Below are 18187 nucleotides of genomic sequence, written 5' to 3'. Positions count from 1 at the left end.
ACACACGGTTGAGGCCGTAAGACAATCCCAGCCTATGAATTTGCGCAATATCCTGGTGCCCCTGGGGGCGGTGGCCCTGATCGGGTTTGGTTTTTATGCCTACGGCTGGGCCGGTGTGGCGGCCGTGGTGGGCGGGCTGGTCATGTGGGCTCTGCTCCATTTCACGCGGCTTATGAACGTGATGAAGAAGGCGGCCAGACGGCCCATCGGGTACGTGGGCAGTGCGGTCATGCTCAACGCCCGGCTGGCCAAGGGCGTGAACCTCATGCATGTGGTGGCCATGACGCAGGCACTGGGTGAGCAGTTGTCCACCGAAGGCGCCGACCCCGAGACCTATCGCTGGACCGACGGCACCCGTTCGCACGTGACCTGCGAATTTCTCCATGGCAAGCTGGTGGCGTGGACCTTGTTCCGCCCCGAGGACCACGCCGACGCTGGCGGCGAGGGCGGACCGCCCGCGGCCCCGTAAAATCCCGCTTTTGCGACCCACAGCAACCAAAGGACACCCATGAGCCCCGTAGTTCCCTCGATGGCCGACCGTGACGGCAAGATCTGGATGGACGGCCAGATGGTCGATTGGCGCGACGCCAAGATCCATGTGCTGACCCACACCCTGCACTACGGCTGCGGCGCCTTCGAAGGCGTGCGCGCCTACAACACCGCCAACGGCACGGCGATCTTCCGCCTGGAAGAGCACACCGATCGCCTCTTCAACAGCGCCAAGATCCTGCGCATGAAGATTCCTTTCACCAAGGAAGAGGTGAACGAAGCCCAGAAGGCTGTGGTGCGTGAAAACAAGCTCGAATCCTGCTATCTGCGTCCATTGACCTGGATCGGCTCGCAAAAGCTGGGTGTTTCGCCCAAGGGCAACCAGATCCACCTCATGGTGGCCGCCTGGGCCTGGGGTGCCTACCTGGGCGAAGAAGGCATGAAGCGCGGCATCCGCGTCAAGACCAGCAGCTACACCCGCCACCACGTCAACATCACCATGACGCAGGCCAAGGCGGTGAGCAACTACACCAATTCCATCCTCGCCAACATGGAAGCGCTGGACGACGGCTACGACGAAGCACTGCTGCTCGACAGCTCGGGTTTTGTGTCCGAAGGTGCGGGCGAAAACATCTTTGTCATCAAGAACGGCGTGATCTACACGCCCGACCTGTCGGCCGGTGCCCTGAACGGCATCACGCGCAACACCGTGTTCCATATCGCCAAGGACCTGGGCCTGGAGATCGTGCAAAAGCGCATCACGCGCGACGAGGTGTACATCGCCGATGAGGCCTTCTTCACCGGTACAGCCGCTGAAGTGACCCCCATTCGCGAACTCGACCGCATCGAACTCGGCAGCGGTTCGCGCGGCCCGATCACCGAAAAGATCCAGAGCGCCTTCTTCGATATCGTCGGTGGCCGCAACCCGAAATACGCCCACTGGCTGAGCAAGGTCTGAAGAACATGTCGCAAGCTACCGTTGAACTCCTGGCCAAAGACCTGAACCCCCAGGGCGGCGTTTTCTGCCCCAGCCCCAAGGCCGACATGAAGCTGTGGAGCGGCCACCCCAAGGTGTATCTGGACGTGGCCCGTACGGGTGAAGCCAAGTGCCCGTACTGCGGCACGGTGTACCGCCTGAAGGCCGGCGAAACGGCGAGGGCCGGTCACTGACCGGTGCGCGCCTCCGCGCATGCGCGTTGCCAGATGCTGCCCGAAACCGGTTCCCCGTGCTGAGCGATCATCTGCGCGAAATGACGCCGCTCCCCGCCGCGCAGCTTGATGAGCGGCGCGGGCTGCGCCGCGTCGGGTACCAGGCACAGCCTGGGGTAGAGCAGGTACCACTTCCACCACAGGGCCTGCTGGTAGAAAAAGGCGGTGTCCTCGGCGCGCAGCAGTACGAGCCGGAACGCGTTGGCGCGTCCCAGCACCTGTTGCGCCGCCACGTGGATCAGCAGGTACGCCGGGTCCGCAATGCCCTGCAGCACCGCTGCGCCACCATCCTCCTGCTGGCGCAGCCGGGCCAGGTAGCTGGCGGGACCGGCCTCGATCAGGGCGTGGTGGAACTCGCGCTGCCATGCGCCCACGAACGGATCGCCCGGCGGCGCACCGAAAGCCCAGCTTTCAACGACGGGGCAGGCAGGGTTGTGCGTAAAGCCACCAAGGTAAAACCCAACGAATCCGGCACCCTGCTGCAGGCGCAGTGCGTCCAGCCAGTCAGGGGCGCGTGTCAGCACGATGGTCGCATCAAGCCAGTAGCCACCGAAACGGTGCACCAGGTACAGCCGCAGCCAGTCGGACTGTTTGGTCGGGTGCAGCGCCGTGAAAGCGTCTGGCAGGTGGTCGCGGGGCACATAGTCGTGCAGGTTGCCCGGGTGGACCAGCCGCAGGGCGTAGCCGGGGCAATGCTGCTGCCAGCTCTGAAGGCATTGGCGCACGAACGCGTCGGGCTCGGGCTGGTTCCAATATGTCCACAAGATCAAAGGGATGGGCTCATCCGCAGTGGCCGCAGCGACACTGCTGCCCTGGTAGATACTGGGCGCCGGCATGGCATAGCTGGCACGCTGGCGCGGCCGGGCGCAGCGCAGTGCCCATCGGAAAAGGCTGGCAGGGATTCGCTTCATGGTGGGGCGAATTGTCCGTCAGGGCCGGGTGCTGCATCACGGCCGTCGGTTGGGCGACCAGGCTGAAGCGCCGTGAAGGTACTGCACTTTGTCACCGGTGGTTTTTCCGGCGCTACGCAGGTGGCGGTGGATTTGTGCGAAGCCGCACAGCGCACCCCGGGCATGGAGGTGCTGCTGGTGCTGCGGCGCAAGCGCAGCACCCGCATGGATCGGGTGGAGGCGCTGCGGGCACGGGGCCTTGAGGTGAGGGTGGTCTCCAACTGGCTGCACGCGCTCACGGTGTGGGAGTTGCGCCGCATCATCCGTGCCTGGAGGCCCGACGTGGTCTTTGCCCACGGATTCAGCGACCATATCTGGGGGCGGCAGGCAGCGGTGGCCGAAGGCGTGCCGCGCATCTTCCACGTGGAGCACAACGCGCGCGAGCGGTACACGCGGCGGCGCCTGCGCCAGGCGCTGGCACTCGCACCGCACACGCAGGCCAGCATTGGCGTGTCCGAGGGGGTGCGCACCAGCCTGATTGAGCGTGGGTTTGCGCCCGCTCAGTGCCTGGCCATCCCCAATGGCATTGCGCTCGAACGCTTTCCCGAAAGTTTGTTGCCGCCGCGCTGGCAAGACCGGGAGCCGGCCATCCTGATGGCCTCACGTTTTGCGCGGCAGAAAGACCATGCGACGCTCATCCATGCCCTGGCGCTGCTGCGTGACAGGGGCCTGACGCCTGCGCTGTACCTTGCGGGAGCGGGCAGCGAACGCCTGTTGCGCCAGGCGCGGGCGCTGGCGGAGCGTCTGGGTCTCAACGCCCAGGTGCGATTTCTGGGCAACGTGAGCAACCTGCCCGAGCGCCTGGCCGCCACGCAGGTTTTTGTGCTTTCCAGCCGGTGGGAGGGCATGCCTTTGGCGCTGGTGGAGGCCATGGCCGCAGGCTGCGCCTGCGTCGCCACCGACGTGGTCGGGGTGCGCGAAGTGATCGACCAGGGCCGCACGGGTCTGCTGGTGCCGCCCGGTGACGCTACAGCCCTTGCCGATGCCCTGCAACAGGTGCTGCTGGACCCTGCCATGGCCGCCCGCCTCGGGGCCGCGGCGCGCGCGCAGGCGCTGAAAGCCCACGGGCACGAGCTGATGTGGCAGCGCTACCGGGCGCTCCTGATGAACGGGGGCTCGGCATGAAGGCAATGGCACTGTCTGCGCGCACCACCACCGTGGCCGCCTTCTTGCTGCCGGCCCTGGCACTGTGGGTGCCCTCGGGCTATTCCTATGCAGCGCTGCTGCTGTTGCTGGGAGCCGTGTGTTTTGCGCCCGCATGGCTGAGGCACAAGCCGGGCGCACCGACGCTGGGGTTGGCGCTGCTGCTGCTGGGCATGGGCTGCATGGCGTATCTGATGTCGCTTGACACGGGGGTGTCCCGCTGGGACAAGGCCCTCAAATGGTTCCTCGGGGCGCTGTGCCTGCTGTACATCACGGCCAGCCCGCCACCGCCGCGGGCCTTTCTGGCGGGGCTGCCCATCGGCTGCATCGGCATGGGGGTGCTGGCGTTCTGGCAGGTATGGGGTCTCGGCTTGGAACGTGCGACCGGCTACACCAACGCCATCCAGTGGGGCAACCTGGCGTTGCTGCTGGCGTGCCTGGCCGCGGTGCCCCTGGCGGTTTTCTGGCGCCAGCACCGCTGGCCGTGGCGGGTGGTTATGGGGCTGGCGGTGGTCCTGGGGTTTGCAGCCTCGCTGCTGTCGCAGTCGCGCGGGGGCTGGCTGGCGGTAGGGGCCGTCTTCCCGCTGTGGCTGTGGGTGGTGTGGAGCCTGCGCCCGCACAGGTTCGGGCGCGTGCTCGCGGCGCTCGCACTTGTGCTGGCGGCGCTGGTGCTGGTGCTGGGCTTCACGCCGCGCTTCAAGGAGCGTGTGGGTCTTGCGGCCACCGAGATCAGCGGGTACGTACACGAGGGGCAGGAAAACACCTCGCTGGGCTTGCGGCTCGCGCAGTACCAGCTGGTGGCCCAGATGATTCCGCAAAAACCCTGGCTGGGCTGGGGCGCGCACGGTTTTGTCGAAGAGATGCAGCGCCGCGTGGACGCGGGCGAGTATGTCCCGGAGATGATGTATTACCGGGAAGTCCACAACGTCTTCCTGGATGGCTGGGTCAAGGTGGGGCTCGGGGGTGTCCTGCTGCCGCTGGCCCTGCATGCCTGGGTGCTGGGCATGTTCTGGCCGACCCGCAGGCGCATGGCCCGCCATGCCGAGGACACCCCCGCCTGGCGCGCCGCGTTGGCGCTGCGCACCATGGGCACCGTCGTGCCCGCGAGTTATCTCGTATTTGGCATGTCGCAGCCCTTCTTCAACCACAACAGCGGCATCATGTGCTTCGTGTTCTATGTGGCCGTGCTGTGGGCCGCGCTGCAGGGCGTCGAGCGGGAACACTGACGTGCTGCCGTGGCTGAGCGTCCTCGTGCCTGTGTACAACGTGCAGCCTTGGCTGCACGAGTGTCTGGCGTCCGTCATCGACCAGCTGGGCGACGACGCAGGCGTGCAGATACTGGTGCTGGACGACTGTTCCACCGACGGCAGCTGGGCGCTGATGCAGGAACTGGCCGGGCGTTGGCCGGGGCGCCTGCAAATGCTCAGGCACGAGCGCAACGCCGGCCTGAGCGCAGCGCGCAATACGATGATCGATGCCGCGCAGGGCGAGTACCTGTGGTTCCTCGACTCCGACGACAAGCTGCTGCCCGGCAGCATCGCCCGCCTGCGCACCATCGTGCAGGCGCACGCGCCGGATGTGGTGCTCTGCGATTTTTCGGTGTGGCGCGAGCGTGTACGCCTCAAGCACCGGTTGCGCGGCGAGCACCACCGGCGCAGCTTCCGGGGCCCGGCGTCCCGGCTGGAGCATGACCGCTGCGCCTTGCTGGCGGGCATGCTGTCCACGGGCGAACTGCACGCGTGGTCCAAGATCTCGCGGCGCATGCTCTGGGGCGATGGGCTGCGCTTTCCCGTGGGCCGGCATTTCGAGGACATGGCCACCATGCCCCTGATGGCCCTGCGTGCCCGCAGTTTTTATTACGAGCCCCGACCCTGGGTGGCCTACCGCCAGCGCGCGGGCAGCATCCTGGCCAGCATGAGCGTGCCCAAGGCGCTGGACCAGTCTGCGGCGCTGCTGCCTTTTGCGCAGGCGCTGCAGGCTTCGCCCTGTGCCAGCCACCAGAACCTGCGTCTGGCCCTGGCGCAGCAGGCGGCGCGCAGCCTGGTGGGGGCGATGCGTGCCGCGTGCCGCGCGGGCGCGGTCGAGGTGGCTGATGAGCTGCGCCGCAACTTTGTAGAGGTTTCGCCACTGGCACCGGCAGAACTGTCACGCGCCTACCTGCTGCGCGGCTGGTGGCTGCGGCGCCAGCGGTTCCTGCGCTGGTTCAACGCCCGGCCCTGAATACCTGCCGCAGTGTTGTTTGGATTCGATCAGGCTTGCGATGGTGACCTGCCCAGCGCTGCACACCACTCCTGCTCCAGCGCCGCAACCAGCTCACCCGCAGGCAATGCGCGTGCCGCGGCCACTCCCTGGCCTGCCCACAGCGAGAGGTAGTCATCGCGCCCCTGCGCGGCTGCAGTGCGGCGCAAGGTGCCGGTCAGCGCGTTCTGCACGGGATAGGCGGGAATTGCGGCCTCGTCGCGCGCCAGCCGTTCCATCATCGTGTTCACGATGCCGCGCGCGGGGCGGCCTGAGAAGACGCGTGTCACGCGCGTATCTGTGCCCTGTGCGCGCGCCAGTGCATCCCGGTACGCCTGGCCAATGCCCGATTCCGTGCAGGCCAGAAAGGCCGTACCCATCTGCACGGCGTCCGCACCGAGGGCCTGCGCCGCCGCAATGCCGCGCCCGTCCATGATGCCGCCCGCCGCGATCACGGCCACCCCCCGGGGGTGCAGCGCGTCCACGCACTGCGGGACGAGCGCCATCGTGCCCACCATGGCCGCAGCAAAGTCGGCGTGCGAGGGGCCGCTCTGCCCTGCCGGTTCGCCTGCCACCGGCCCTCGGGGGTCGGGGCGTCCCATGGGCAAAAAAGTGCCACGGTGGCCTCCGGCCTCCATGCCCGAAGCGCATACCGCGTCCGCGCCCACATCAGCCCAGGCGATTGCCTCGGCCACCGTCGTGGCCGTGCCGATGACGGTGCACCCCGCACCATGCAGCCGCTCGACCTGCGCGCCATTGAGGATGCCGAAGGTAAAACTTGCCACTGCCGGGCGCGCCTCCACCAATGCATCGAACTGGCTTGCGAAATCCTCGCACCATTGGGCGGGCGCTGCGGGCTGAAGACCGAACTCGGCGTACAGCGGCGCCAGACGTGCAAGCGCACGCTCCACCGTGGCGGGGTCGGGCGTGGGCGTGTCCTGCACAAAGAGATTGAGCCCGAAGGGCCGGTCCGTGCGCCGCCGCACCTCGGCCGCAGCCTCGGCCATGGCGCTGGGGGACCGCATCCCGCAGCCCAGCATGCCCAGCCCTCCGGCAGCAGACACAGCCGCCGCCAGTGCCGGGGTGTCGGAACCCGTCATGGGGCCCTGGAGGATGGGCAGACGAAGCGAGAGTGCTCGCCAAAGAGGTTGGAAGGTCATGGGAGGCTTGTGCGTGAAAGAAAAGAGAGGGGAGGTCAGGCCGCCAGCACCTGCTGCAAGGCATCCAGCGCCGCAGAGCGGTACCCCTGGCGCCACACGAGCAGGGTGCTGATAGTGGTCAGCGGTTGCTGGCGCAGCATCGCCGCCTGCGGCGAGAGCTCGAGCACCGAACGGGGCACCACACCCGCACAGCCCCCGCCCGCCACGCAGGCCAGGATGGCATGGTAGGAGTTCAGCTCCAGCAACTGCGGCTGCGTTGCGCGGGAAGCGAACCAGTCCTGTGCGATGCGGCGGTAGGTGCAACCAGGCTCGAACACCGCGAGCGAGGCCGCCTGTACATCCTGGGGGTGTTTGACCGGCGGGTGCCCGGCCGGAAGCACCAGCAGCAGTTCTTCGACGAACACTGGCCGTGTTTCCAGCGCAGGGTCAGGCGCCTGGCCGGGCGGCCAGGCCACCAGCACGGCGTCCAGCGTATGGGCGCGCAGGCGCTCCAGCAGCTCGCGTGTGGGCGCGGTGGAGAGTTCCAGTCCCACGTCCGGCCACCGGCTGTGCAGCCGGGCCAGCGGCGCAGGAAGGCGGCTGGCGGCGGTACTCTCCATGGAGCCCAGGCGCAGGCGACCCGTTGGTTGCCCCGGACGCAACGCCTGGCGCGCTTCCTCGGCCAGCGCAAGCAAGCGGTCGGCATAGCCCAGCAGCACCTGGCCCTCCGGGGTCAGCGCCATGCGTTTGCCCTCGCGCAGGAACAGCTCGGTACCCAGCTCGGATTCGAGCTGGCGCACGCGGGTGGTGACGTTGGATTGCGCTCGCCGCAGCTGTTCGGCAGCACGCGTGACGCTGCCCTCAGCTGCCACGGTGCGAAAGATGTCAAGTGCCGCAAGGTCCAGCGGCGTTGAAGCGTTTTCCATCTCAAAACAATATGTATTTCAAAAATTCAATCTCTTGATAAGATGATATGCAACACGGTCCCGAGTGGCAATCCTTTCCTGATCTTGCGCAGTGCAACCGGTTTCTTTTCCTCATCAGCCCGCAGACGGGACCTCTCCGCTGCGCGTGGCGCTGGCCGGCATGGCGGCGCTGGCCGTGGCGATGGGCATCGGGCGCTTTGCCTTCACCCCGCTGCTGCCCATGATGCTGCACGACGGGGTGGTGGACATCGCCACCGGCAGCTGGCTGGCCACGGCCAACTACGCGGGCTACCTGGCGGGTGCGCTGCTGTACATGGCCCTGCCCTGGCTGGGCCGGCGGTGGGGGGCCAGTGCGGTGCCCGGCAATGCGGCGCTCGTGCGCGGCGGGCTCGTGGCCACGGTGCTACTCACCGGGCTGCTGGCCCTCCCGTGGCCGGCATCGTGGGCGCTGCTGCGCCTGCTGGCGGGGGTGGTCAGCGCGCTGGTGTTTCTTGGCACCGCCAACTGGTGCATGGGGCGGCTGGCGCACCTGGGGCGTCCGGCCCTGGGAGGGCTGATCTTTTGCGGACCGGGCCTGGGCATTGTGTTCACCGGCCTGCCCACCGGCGCCATGGTCGCTGCAGGCTGGAGCGCTGCGGCGGGCTGGCTGGCGTTTGCCGTGCTGGCGGCCGTGCTGTGTGGTGGCGCGTGGACGGTCATCCGGGGATCTGAAGCTCCGAAGCCTGAGCCTGAGGTGGCAAAAGATGCCCCACCGCAACCCGCCGCGCGCCCCGTGCCAGAGCGCGCCCTCCTGGCCACGGCCTACAGCCTTGCGGGCCTGGGGTACATCATCACCGCGACGTTCCTGCCCGTCATCGCGCGTGCAGCGCTGCCTGCGGGGTCGCTCTGGCCCGATCTTTTCTGGCCCATGTTTGGCGCAGGGGTAGCGCTCGGCGCGTTCCTGTCGACACGGATCGCGCCCACGCGGGACCGGCGCATGCTGCTGGCCGGGGCCTTTTTGCTGCAGGCCGTGGCCATCGGCCTGGGGCTGGTGTGGCCGGGGCGCACGGGGTTTGCGCTCGGCAGCCTGCTGCTCGGGCTGCCGTTCACGGCCATCACGTTCTTTGCGCTTCAAGAGGCGCGGCACCAGTGGCCGCAGGCGGGAGCCGGTTTTACCGGGCTGATGACCGCCCTGTATGGCATCGGGCAGATCGCGGGGCCGCCCATGGCGGCGGCCTTGCTGGCACGGGCCGGGTCACAGGCCCAGGGGTTTGACCATGCGCTGGGCGTGGCAGGTTCTGTGCTCGTCCTGGGCGCGGCAATCTATGGCTTCATGGCGTGGCGCTGGCGGCGGTGACGGGCAGGCGCAACACAAAGCAGGCCCCAGGGGCGCCATCCGGCCGGTCCTCGCAGTGCACCGTGCCGTTGTGCCGCCCGGCAATCGAGCGCACCAGCGCCAGCCCCAGACCCACGCCCCCGGCGCGCTCGCTGGCGCCGGGCAGGCGGTAGAAGGGTTCGAAGATCCGTTCCCGGTGGGTCACAGGCACGCCCGGCCCCCGGTCGCACACGCGTACCTCGGCGTGGCCCTGGCGGCGCTCGATGGCCAACGTGATCTCGCCAGTGCTGTAGCGCCGTGCGTTTTCCAGCAGGTTGCGGATGGCACGGCGCAGCAGCTTGGAGACGCCCCGCACATCCACCGAATCCGAGCCGACGTCCAGGTCGGCATCCACCCGCGCGCACTCTTCGGCAGCCAGGCCGATCAGGTCCACCAGTTCCACGGTGCCCACATCGGCCTCGCGCGCATCCAGGCGGCTGGCCAGCAGGATCTCGTCCACCAGCTGGTCCAGTTCGGCAATGTTGCGCAGGATCTCCGCGCGGAAGGCGGGTGAGGGCTGCTGGCCGCCCATCAGCTCCATCCCCATGCGGATGCGGGTGAGGGGTGAGCGCAGTTCGTGCGATGCGTTGGCCAGCAGGGATTTGTGCGACTGCACGAGGGTTTCGATGCGCGCTGCCGCCGCATTGAACTGGCGCGACAGATCGGCCACCTCGTCCAGCCCCTGCTCGGGTACGCGCACCGACAGGTCGCCTTCGCCAAACTTCTGCACGCTGCGCTGGAGCGCTTCAAGCCGCAGCGTGAGGCGCCGGATGATGGGGTACACGCCCAGCGCCACGGCCACGCCCACAATGCCCAGCAGCCACAGGAAACCAAACGGCGGGCGCGTCCAGAACGCGGCGTCACTCCGGTTGGCGCCGCCGCCGGGGCGGCCCATCCTGTCGCCGCGCTCGCCCCGGGGCGGGCGCGGTGCCAGCTGCAGCACAAAAGTCTCGCCGGTGGCTGTTTCAATGTGGAACTCGGACCCTTCGCCAGGGTCACCAGGCTGGCGCGTGCCGAGGCCCTGCACCAGCACATTGCCCGCCGGGTCGCGCAGCACCATCTCGCGCGAGGGCGGCACAAACGGCTGCGCGTTCTGCGCCTTCTGCTCTTCAGCAAAACGCCAGGCCCAGCCCACGGCCAGCGTCAGCACCGCCATGCCGCCCACCACGGCCAGCCAGATGCGCAGGTAAAGGCGACGGGAAAAGGGGTTCGTCAGGGACATGAAAACACGAAGGGCGTGAGCAAGGGGCCGCTATCCACCGTGCGCGCGGCCAGATACTGGCGCTGCCTGAGCCGGTGGCCGCCGCGCAAGGGCCGCCCCACCGCGCTGGCGGCGTCCTCCTTCCCGCAGCGCGTAGCGGTGCGAGAGAAGGGGGAAGCGGCGCAGCCGCTCAGGGGGATGAACACCATCAATCCTGCTGCTTGGCAAACACATAGCCCACGCCGCGCACCGTGAGGATGCGGCGCGGGTTCTTGGCATCCTGCTCGATCGCCGCGCGGATGCGGCCCATGTGCACGTCGATGCTGCGGTCAAACGCCTCCAGCTCTCGGCCGCGCACGGCCTCCATGATCTGGTCGCGCGTGAGCACGCGGCCCGCGCGCTCGGCCAGGGCCACCAACAGGTCGAACTGGTAGGAGGTGAGGTCGGCGGGCTGGCCGCCCACGGTGACGGTGCGCGCGTCGCGGTCGATCTCCAGCGAGCCGAAGCGCAGCACCTGGGTGGCGGCCGCCGCGCCGGCGCCGTCGGTGCGCCGGCGCAGGATCGCGCGGATACGGGCCAGCAACTCGCGCGGCTCGAATGGTTTGGGCAGGTAATCGTCGGCACCCAGCTCCAGGCCGATGATGCGGTCCATGGGGTCGCCCTTGGCGGTGAGCATGAGCACCGGAACCTGCGCCGCGCCGCCCTGCAGCGACCGGATGCGACGGCACACTTCCAGGCCATCCATGTCGGGCAGCATCAGGTCCAGAATGACCAGATCGGGCAGTGGCCCGGCGTCGGGCCCTTGCAGCTGCGCCAGGCCACTTTTGCCGTCGGCGCGGTGCGTGACCTGCAGGCCCGACTGGCCCAGGTACTCGCCCACCATCTCGGCCAGGCGGGCATCGTCTTCGATCATCAACAGTTGCGAGCTCATGGGATCAGTGTAGTGCGGGGTTCCTGAGGGACAAGCCCATGGTCCCGCGCAGGCGTCTCCCCGTGTTGAAGCGGCCGTAAAGTTGCGGTAAACCGGCCGGAGACCACCCAGGATGGTCGGAAGCCATTTGCTTCTAAGTTGATAGCTGATTGCGCTTGTGTATCAAGCGCCAGAGGCATTTTTGGCCCTTGAAGCCAGCCACACCAGCAGCAGCACCGGCACGCCCAGCATGGCGGTGGCGGTGAAGAAGTGCGCGTAGCCAAACGCGTTCACATAGTCGCCCGAGAAGCCCGCCACAAACTTCGGCAGCAGCAGCATCATCGAGCTGAACAGCGCGTACTGCGTGGCCGAGTAGCTCACGTTGGTCAGGCTCGACAGGTAGGCGATGAACGCCGCCGACGCAATGCCGCTGGCCAGGTTGTCGGCCGACACCACGGCGATCAGCGCCGTCACGTCGTGCCCGTGTCCGGCCAGCCAGGCAAACAGCAGATTGGTGCAGGCACTGAGCACGGCGCCCATCATCAGGATGCGCATCACACCAAAGCGCATGGACAACACGCCGCCCACAAAGGCGCCGGCCAGCGTCATGATCACGCCGTACACCTTGGTCACGGCGGCCACCTCGTCCTTGGTAAAGCCCATGTCCACGTAGAACGGGTTGGCCATGATGCCCATCACCACGTCGCTGATGCGGTACACGGCAATCAGCGCCAGGATGAGCGCCGCGTGCCAGCCGTAGCGGCGCAGAAAGTCGGCAAACGGCTCCACCATGGCGCTTTGCATCCACTCTGCCGCGTTGCGGGCGGGGGGCAGTTGCACCGGCGCGGGCTCGCGCGAGAACAGCACCGTGACCACGCCCACTGCCATCGATGCGGCCATCACCAGATAGGCCACCTGCCAGGCGCCGTTCTGGTAGGCGGCGGCGCCTTGTGCCGCACCCTGTACAACCCCCTGCGCGATGGCCTGGCCCACCGCGGGGGCCACCTCCGAGCGCGCGGCAATCCAGAGTACGCCCGCGCCAGCCCAGATCATGGCCAGGCGGTACCCCGTCTGGTAGGACGCCGCCAGCGCCGCCTGGTGGTTGGCGTCGGCCGACTCGATGCGGAAGGCGTCAAGCGCAATGTCCTGCGTGGCCGAGCCAAACGCCACCGCCAGCGCACACCACACGATGGGCCCCAGCGTGTGGCGCGGGTCGGCCAGCGCCATGCCGATGAGCCCGCCCACGATCAGCGCCTGCGACAGCAGCAGCCAGCTGCGCCGCCGCCCCAGCGCGTGGGTGAGCAGCGGAATTGGCAGCCGGTCCACCAGCGGCGCCCACACCCACTTGAAGCCATACGCCAGGCCCACCCAGCTCAGATACCCGATGGTGCTGCGGTCCACGCCCGCCTCGCGCAGCCGAAACGAGAGCGTGCCCAGCACCAAGAGCAGCGGCAGCCCGGCAGAGAACCCCAGCGTCAGCATGCGCAGGCTGGCGGGCTCCAGGTACACGCGCAGGGTCTGCAGCCAGGGCGTGCGGGGCGATTGTTCAGGGGTGAGATTGGGGGTGGATGAAGTGGAGGTGTCTGACATGGGCGCGCCGAGGTTTTGTCTATCATCGCCGACACACCCTTGCAGCAAGCCTGTCGGTCTCCATCTGGGAGCCAGCGCTGGCATTATTTCCTCAGGCGTTCATCCTCAATACGGTGGTTCTCTGTATGTGCACCTTCTGCCCCGCCCCTTCTGTTGCGCCATCTTCCCCCTGGTCTGCACGCCGCGCGTTTTTGCTGGCGGCGGGCGCCGCTGCGGCCACGCCAGCGCTGGCGCAGGTCGAGGTGGGCTCGGCGTCCAGCCTGCGCAAGCTGGTGCCCGCTGAAACGCTGGAGAACTCCGCCGCCCAGCAATACCAGCAGATGCTGGGCCAGGCCAAGGCCAAACGCGCCCTGGCGCCCGACAACCACCCCCAGCTGCAGCGCCTGCACGCGATTGCCAAGCGGCTGATCCCGTACACCACGCCGTGGAACGAGCGGGCCAGACAGTGGCGCTGGGAGGTCAACCTCATTGGCAGCTCGCAGATCAACGCCTTCTGCATGCCCGGCGGCAAGATTGCGTTCTACACCGGCATCCTCGACCAGCTCAAGCTCACCGACGACGAGACCGCCATGATCATGGGCCACGAAATGGCCCACGCGCTGCGCGAACACGCGCGCGAGCGCATCGCCAAGACGCAGGGCACCAACCTGGCGCTGCGCCTGGGCTCGCAGCTGCTGGGCCTGGGTGACCTGGGCCAGGCGGCGGCGGGGTTGGGCGGGCAGCTGCTCACGCTGCAGTTCAGCCGGTCGGACGAGAGCGATGCCGATCTGGTGGGCCTGGAGCTGGCTGCGCGCGGCGGGTTCAACCCGCAGGCGTCCGTGAGCCTGTGGGAAAAGATGGGCAACGCCACCGGCAGCAAGCAGGGTGGGCTGGCCTTCCTGTCCACCCACCCGTCGGGGCCGGCGCGCATCAAGGAGCTGCAGGCGAATGTGCCCAAGGTGCAGGGGCTGTACGAGGCGGCGCGGCGCAACGGCTGACCCTGCTGCACCCGGCGTCACTCTGTTTTTGATAGCTGCCGGCGCTTGATGGATAAGCGCCAGAGGCCAAAAACACCCAAATTTTCAGGTTCCACCCACGTACGGGTTGCTCTGGCGCTCCCGGCCAAACGTGCTCTCCGGCCCGTGCCCGGGGATGAACACCGTCTGGTCCCCCATGGGCCACAGGCGCCCGGTGATGCTGTCGATCAAGTCCTGGTGGTTGCCCTGCGGGAAATCCGTGCGGCCGATGCTGCCCGCAAACAGCACATCGCCCACAAAGGCCCGGTCAATCTGCGGCGCGTGGAACACCACGTGGCCGGGCGTGTGCCCGGGGCAGTGGCGCACGTGCAGCGTCTCGTTGCCGATCTGCACCGTGTCGCCGTCGTGCAGCCAGCGTGTGGGCGTGAAGTGCTGCGCGGGCGGAAACCCGAACATCGCGCTTTGCTGCGGCAGCCCGTCAATCCAGAACTGGTCGCCCGGGTGCGGGCCGACGATGGGCAGCGCCAGGCGCTGGGCCAGCTCGCCCGTGCCGCCGGCGTGGTCGATGTGCGCGTGGGTAAGCCAGATCTGGTCGAGCGTGAGTGAAAGCCGCTGGATTTCAGCCAGCAGCACGTCCAGGTCGCCGCCGGGGTCGATCACGGCGGCTTTGTGCGTGGCGTCACACCAGACGAGGGAGCAGTTTTGCTGGAACGCGGTGACGGGGATGGTGAGGTACCGGAGCATGGGGTGGGCGGGATGGGTGATGCCAGAAAAGCAAAATTAAGCCATACTCGTTGCACCGTTTCATCTGGTTGCAAATGCAGCCCGCTGCATGAAACCTGCCGCCACTGCGCAAAGGACGCTTTCCCCTGAAGGCGCCATCCGTCAAACCAGCACCGGGCGCTTGCCTTCACACCGGCCTTCACCATGAACACTCCGATTGAAACCCTTCCGTCCGCCCCCCAGGAGGCAGCGCGCACGGCGGCACTGCTGGCAGCGCTGGAACATGTGCAGGCGGTGATCGAGTTTGACCTGGAGGGCCGGGTGCTGCGGGCCAACCAGCTCTTTCTGGACCTGATGGGCTACACCGCCCGCGAGGTGGTAGGCCAGCACCACCGCATGTTCTGCCCGCCCGAGGTGACGGCCAGCGATGCGTACCGCGCGCTCTGGGAGGGGCTGCGCGCCGGGCAAGTGCGCGAGGATGTGTTTTTGCGGGTGACCAAGGCAGGCCGGCCGGTCTGGCTGCAGGCCTCTTACAACCCCGTGCGGGATGCCGAAGGCCACGCGGTGGGCGTGGTCAAGCTGGCCACCGACATCACCGCGCAGCGGGCGCAGCAGGCCGACTTTGAAGGCAAGATTGCCGCGATCCACCGCGTGCAGGCCGTGATCGAGTTCGACCTGACGGGCCGGATTCTGGATGCCAACACCAACTTTCTGGACACCTTTGCCTATGTGCGGGACGAGGTCGTGGGCCAGCACCACCGCATGTTCTGCCAGCCGGAGTTCGCGGCGTCGAGCGAGTACGCCGACCTCTGGTCGCGCCTGGGCCGTGGTGAGTTCTTTTCCGGGCGCTACCGCCGCCTGTCCAAGGCGGGCCAGGAGATCTGGCTGCAGGCCTCGTACAACCCCATCCTGGACGTCACTGGCAAGCCGTACAAGGTGGTCAAGTTTGCGGTGGACATCACGCACGACATGACGTCGGCCGCCGAGACCAAGGGCAAGATCGACGCCATCAGCCTGTCGCAAGCGGTGATCGAGTTCGATATGCAAGGTAACGTGCTGGTGGCGAATCCGAACTTCCTGCGCACTATGGGCTACACCCTGGCAGAAATTCGCGGCCAGCACCACAGCATGTTCTGCGAGCCCGGCCTGGTCCAAAGCCAGGCCTACCGCGACTTCTGGGCCGACCTGGGCGAGGGCAAGTTCCAGAGCGCGCGCTATCGCCGCATCGGCAAGCACGGGGCCGAGGTCTGGATCCAGGCCACGTACAACCCCATCCTCGATGTCGATGGCCGGCCCTACAAGGTGGTGAAATACGCGGTGGACATCACGGCCCAGGTGCAGCGCGAGCGTGCGGTAGCGCAGAAGGTGCAGGACATCACCGCCGTGCTGCATGCCATGAGCGATGCGATCAAGCGGCTGGCGCGCAGTGCGGGCCGCTCCACCGAGCTGGCCGAGCAGACACAGCGTGAGGCGGGCGACGGCAGCGGGCTGGTGCGCCGTTCGCGGGACGCGATCCTCGCCATTGAGCGTTCATCTTCGGACATCCATGAGATCGTGGACACGATCAGCGAGATTTCCAGCCAGACCCATCTGCTGGCGTTCAACGCGGCCATCGAGGCTGCGCGCGCGGGCGAGCAAGGGGTGGGCTTTTCGGTGGTGGCAGACGAAGTGCGCAAGCTGGCCGAGAAATCGTCGCTGGCCGCGCGCGAGATTGCCAAGCTGATCCACCAGACCGTCAGCCGCGTGGCCGAAGGCAGCCGCCTGTCCGAGGAGGTGGATGCGGCGTTCTCGCGCATCCTGGGCGCGGTCGAAGCCACCACGCGCTCGATCAGCGAGATCCGCATTGCGACCGAGGAGCAGGAGCATTCGACACAGGATGTGGCCCGGTTGCTGGAAGATTTGCAGGGCCGTGGCAGCCCGCGCCAGGCGGATTGAGCCTTGCTTGCGATGCAGGACGTGAACCCGCCCCCGGCCACTGCCAGCCCTGCTGTGATTCCGCATGTGCATGTGCGTGTGGGCGGTTGCGATATTGCCATTCCCGTTGAACAGGTTCGCCAGGCCGTACCGCTGCCGCCGCAGGGCCTGACGGTGCTGCCGCGCCGCAGTGGCGCGTTGCTGGGTGTTGCCGATGTGGCGGGTGCGGCCGTGCCCATTGTGGCGCTGGAGCGCTGGTTGCCGCTGTCGGCGGCGGATGATGAGGACAACGTCGCTTCAAGGCTGCTGGTGCTGCAGCATGCAGACGCCCTGGTGGGCGTGCGCGTGGACGCCGTGCTGGGCGTGAAGCCTGTGGCTGCGGAAGGCGTGCGCAGGGTGCACCACACGCCGGACGACAGCGAACTGTTCGAGTCGGTGGTACCCGCGTCTGCGGCGGCCCCCACGCTGTGCATTCTGGAAGTGGCACGGCTGATGCGGCTGGCTCAGGCCTGGTGTGCGGCGGCGGAGCTGGCCCCCGCAAGGTCTGCGGGCGCAGCGGCGTTGGCGGTGCAAAAGCCGGGCGCCGGAGCGCAGCGGTTCGCGGTGTTCCTGATCGGGCGGGAGCGTTGGGCCGTGCCGGTGGCCGCCGTGCAGCAGGTGGTGCCGCTGCCTGCGACGGATCTTGCGCTGGGGCGCAACGACCGCACCTGGGCCATCGGCCAGTGGCGTGGGCGCAAGCTGCCGCTGGTGGACATCAGCGAAGGCCGTCAGGCCAGCAACCGGCAGGCGGCACCGTGGATGGTGCTGGTGGGCCAGGGGCCGCTCGTGCTCGGGCTCACGGTGTCGGAGTGCGAGCAGTTTGTCGATCTGGCGCCGGACGCGGTGGCCCGCACGCCCGAGGATGCCTTGCTGGCCGGTGTGGTGCTGAGCCCCGATCTGGGCCGCTTGCAGATTCTGGATGTGGACAAGCTCTTTCGCCTGACCCCCGGTGCCTCCATCAGCCGCATTGCCCCGGATGGCTCGGGGCCGCGCAGTGGTGCGCCCACGGATGCGGCGGAGCCTTTGCCCTACCTGGTGTTCGACGCCGATCAGCGGTATGCCTCGCCGGTCGAGGGCATTGTGGGCGTGGTGGAGCTGCCACCCCAGGCCCGCGATGACCTTCGCCACGGGCGGCGCGCCGTTCTGGCGTGGCGTGACCAGACGGTGCGCGTAGTTGTCGCATCCCGGACGATTGCATAGACTCTAAACGCTATCCTCTCTTCATGGCCAGAGCGGTCCTGCAAGAGTTGATAGAGTCCTTGCAATCTACCCAGGGAGTAAAGCCATGTTGATTGCCCTGCACAAGAACGCCCGCACCACGCCCGCCGTGCGTGCCGAGATCGCAGCCAGCAACGAGCCAGCCAACGTCCTGGCCCTGCGCTTCGGGATCACTGAGCAGACGGTTT

At 67.7% G+C, this 18187-nt stretch carries 17 protein-coding genes and 1 pseudogene; 11 read left to right on the top strand and 7 right to left on the bottom strand.

Annotated features, from left to right (window positions below; translation table 11 throughout):
- Positions 1-34 precede the first annotated feature (34 nt).
- The 3 genes from KYG_RS04525 to KYG_RS04515 are packed head-to-tail and all read left to right on the top strand — an operon-like array spanning position 35 to position 1659.
- Positions 35-469 carry a hypothetical protein gene (locus KYG_RS04525; RefSeq protein WP_008903652.1) on the top strand — a complete coding sequence of 145 codons (435 nt, stop codon included), beginning with the start codon at positions 35-37 and terminating at the stop codon, positions 467-469.
- Positions 470-508: 39 nt separating this feature from the next.
- Positions 509-1447, top strand: a complete 939-nt coding sequence (locus KYG_RS04520; RefSeq protein WP_008903651.1) for a branched-chain amino acid transaminase — start codon at positions 509-511, stop codon at positions 1445-1447.
- 5 nt (positions 1448-1452) lie between these two features.
- Entirely contained in the window at positions 1453-1659 is a 207-nt protein-coding gene (locus KYG_RS04515; RefSeq protein WP_008903650.1) for a zinc-finger domain-containing protein, read from the top strand.
- Here KYG_RS04515 and KYG_RS04510 read toward each other — a convergent pair.
- Positions 1653-2609 (bottom strand): capsular polysaccharide synthesis protein, encoded by a 957-nt coding sequence (locus tag KYG_RS04510; RefSeq protein WP_008903649.1) that lies wholly within the window; start codon positions 2607-2609, stop codon positions 1653-1655. The two genes, KYG_RS04515 and KYG_RS04510, sit on opposite strands and share 7 nt — an antisense overlap.
- A gap of 72 nt (positions 2610-2681) precedes the next feature.
- Here KYG_RS04510 and KYG_RS04505 point away from each other — a divergent pair, with 72 nt between their 5' ends.
- Genes KYG_RS04505 through KYG_RS04495 form a run of 3 tightly spaced genes read left to right on the top strand, consistent with a single transcriptional unit; the run spans position 2682 to position 6011 of the window.
- Positions 2682-3773: a glycosyltransferase gene (locus tag KYG_RS04505; RefSeq protein WP_008903648.1), complete on the top strand. Its 1092-nt coding sequence runs from the start codon at positions 2682-2684 to the stop codon at positions 3771-3773.
- Positions 3770-5017: an O-antigen ligase gene (locus tag KYG_RS04500; RefSeq protein WP_034693151.1), complete on the top strand. Its 1248-nt coding sequence runs from the start codon at positions 3770-3772 to the stop codon at positions 5015-5017. Before KYG_RS04505 ends, KYG_RS04500 begins: the two co-directional genes overlap by 4 nt.
- A 4-nt stretch (positions 5018-5021) precedes the next feature.
- Positions 5022-6011 (top strand): glycosyltransferase family 2 protein, encoded by a 990-nt coding sequence (locus KYG_RS04495; protein ID WP_034693181.1) that lies wholly within the window; start codon positions 5022-5024, stop codon positions 6009-6011.
- A 29-nt stretch (positions 6012-6040) separates the two neighbouring features.
- On the opposite strand, the gene KYG_RS04490 is transcribed toward KYG_RS04495, so the two are convergent.
- Together KYG_RS04490 and KYG_RS04485 are read right to left on the bottom strand one after the other, a co-directional pair.
- Positions 6041-7189 (bottom strand): nitronate monooxygenase family protein, encoded by a 1149-nt coding sequence (locus KYG_RS04490; protein ID WP_085942500.1) that lies wholly within the window; start codon positions 7187-7189, stop codon positions 6041-6043.
- Positions 7190-7224: 35 nt separating this feature from the next.
- Entirely contained in the window at positions 7225-8094 is an 870-nt protein-coding gene (locus KYG_RS04485) for a LysR substrate-binding domain-containing protein (protein ID WP_008903644.1), read from the bottom strand.
- A gap of 160 nt (positions 8095-8254) precedes the next feature.
- On the opposite strand from KYG_RS04485, the gene KYG_RS04480 reads away from it, so the two are divergent.
- Complete coding sequence (locus KYG_RS04480) at positions 8255-9430, top strand: YbfB/YjiJ family MFS transporter (protein ID WP_050813796.1); 1176 nt, start codon at positions 8255-8257, stop codon at positions 9428-9430.
- Here KYG_RS04480 and KYG_RS04475 read toward each other — a convergent pair.
- From KYG_RS04475 to KYG_RS04460, 3 genes are all read right to left on the bottom strand, one after another.
- Positions 9405-10670: a sensor histidine kinase KdpD gene (locus tag KYG_RS04475; RefSeq protein WP_008903642.1), complete on the bottom strand. Its 1266-nt coding sequence runs from the start codon at positions 10668-10670 to the stop codon at positions 9405-9407. The two genes, KYG_RS04480 and KYG_RS04475, sit on opposite strands and share 26 nt — an antisense overlap.
- A gap of 187 nt (positions 10671-10857) precedes the next feature.
- Complete coding sequence (locus KYG_RS04465; protein ID WP_008903640.1) at positions 10858-11580, bottom strand: response regulator transcription factor; 723 nt, start codon at positions 11578-11580, stop codon at positions 10858-10860.
- 162 nt (positions 11581-11742) lie between these two features.
- Positions 11743-13149, bottom strand: a complete 1407-nt coding sequence (locus tag KYG_RS04460) for an MFS transporter (protein WP_008903639.1) — start codon at positions 13147-13149, stop codon at positions 11743-11745.
- 125 nt (positions 13150-13274) lie between these two features.
- Between KYG_RS04460 and KYG_RS04455 the strand changes: the two genes are divergently transcribed.
- The gene (locus tag KYG_RS04455; RefSeq protein WP_050813795.1) at positions 13275-14126 is read left to right on the top strand and encodes a M48 family metallopeptidase; all 852 of its coding nucleotides are present in this window, start codon (positions 13275-13277) and stop codon (positions 14124-14126) included.
- Positions 14127-14210: 84 nt separating this feature from the next.
- On the opposite strand, the gene KYG_RS04450 is transcribed toward KYG_RS04455, so the two are convergent.
- Positions 14211-14849 (bottom strand): MBL fold metallo-hydrolase, encoded by a 639-nt coding sequence (locus KYG_RS04450; RefSeq protein ID WP_008903637.1) that lies wholly within the window; start codon positions 14847-14849, stop codon positions 14211-14213.
- 183 nt (positions 14850-15032) lie between these two features.
- On the opposite strand from KYG_RS04450, the gene KYG_RS04445 reads away from it, so the two are divergent.
- The 3 genes and pseudogenes from KYG_RS04445 to KYG_RS24260 all read left to right on the top strand — a co-directional run.
- Entirely contained in the window at positions 15033-16763 is a 1731-nt protein-coding gene (locus tag KYG_RS04445) for a PAS domain S-box protein (protein WP_008903636.1), read from the top strand.
- A 12-nt stretch (positions 16764-16775) separates the two neighbouring features.
- Entirely contained in the window at positions 16776-17981 is a 1206-nt protein-coding gene (locus KYG_RS04440) for a chemotaxis protein CheW (RefSeq protein WP_008903635.1), read from the top strand.
- Positions 17982-18066: 85 nt separating this feature from the next.
- A pseudogene (locus KYG_RS24260) lies at positions 18067-18187 on the top strand (IS481 family transposase); the annotation flags it as partial.

The organism is Acidovorax sp. NO-1 (genome assembly GCF_000238595.1).
Classification (GTDB): domain Bacteria; phylum Pseudomonadota; class Gammaproteobacteria; order Burkholderiales; family Burkholderiaceae_C; genus Acidovorax.
The sequence above is the reverse complement of the archived record's forward strand: the minus strand, read 5'-3'. Positions and strand labels throughout refer to the sequence as shown.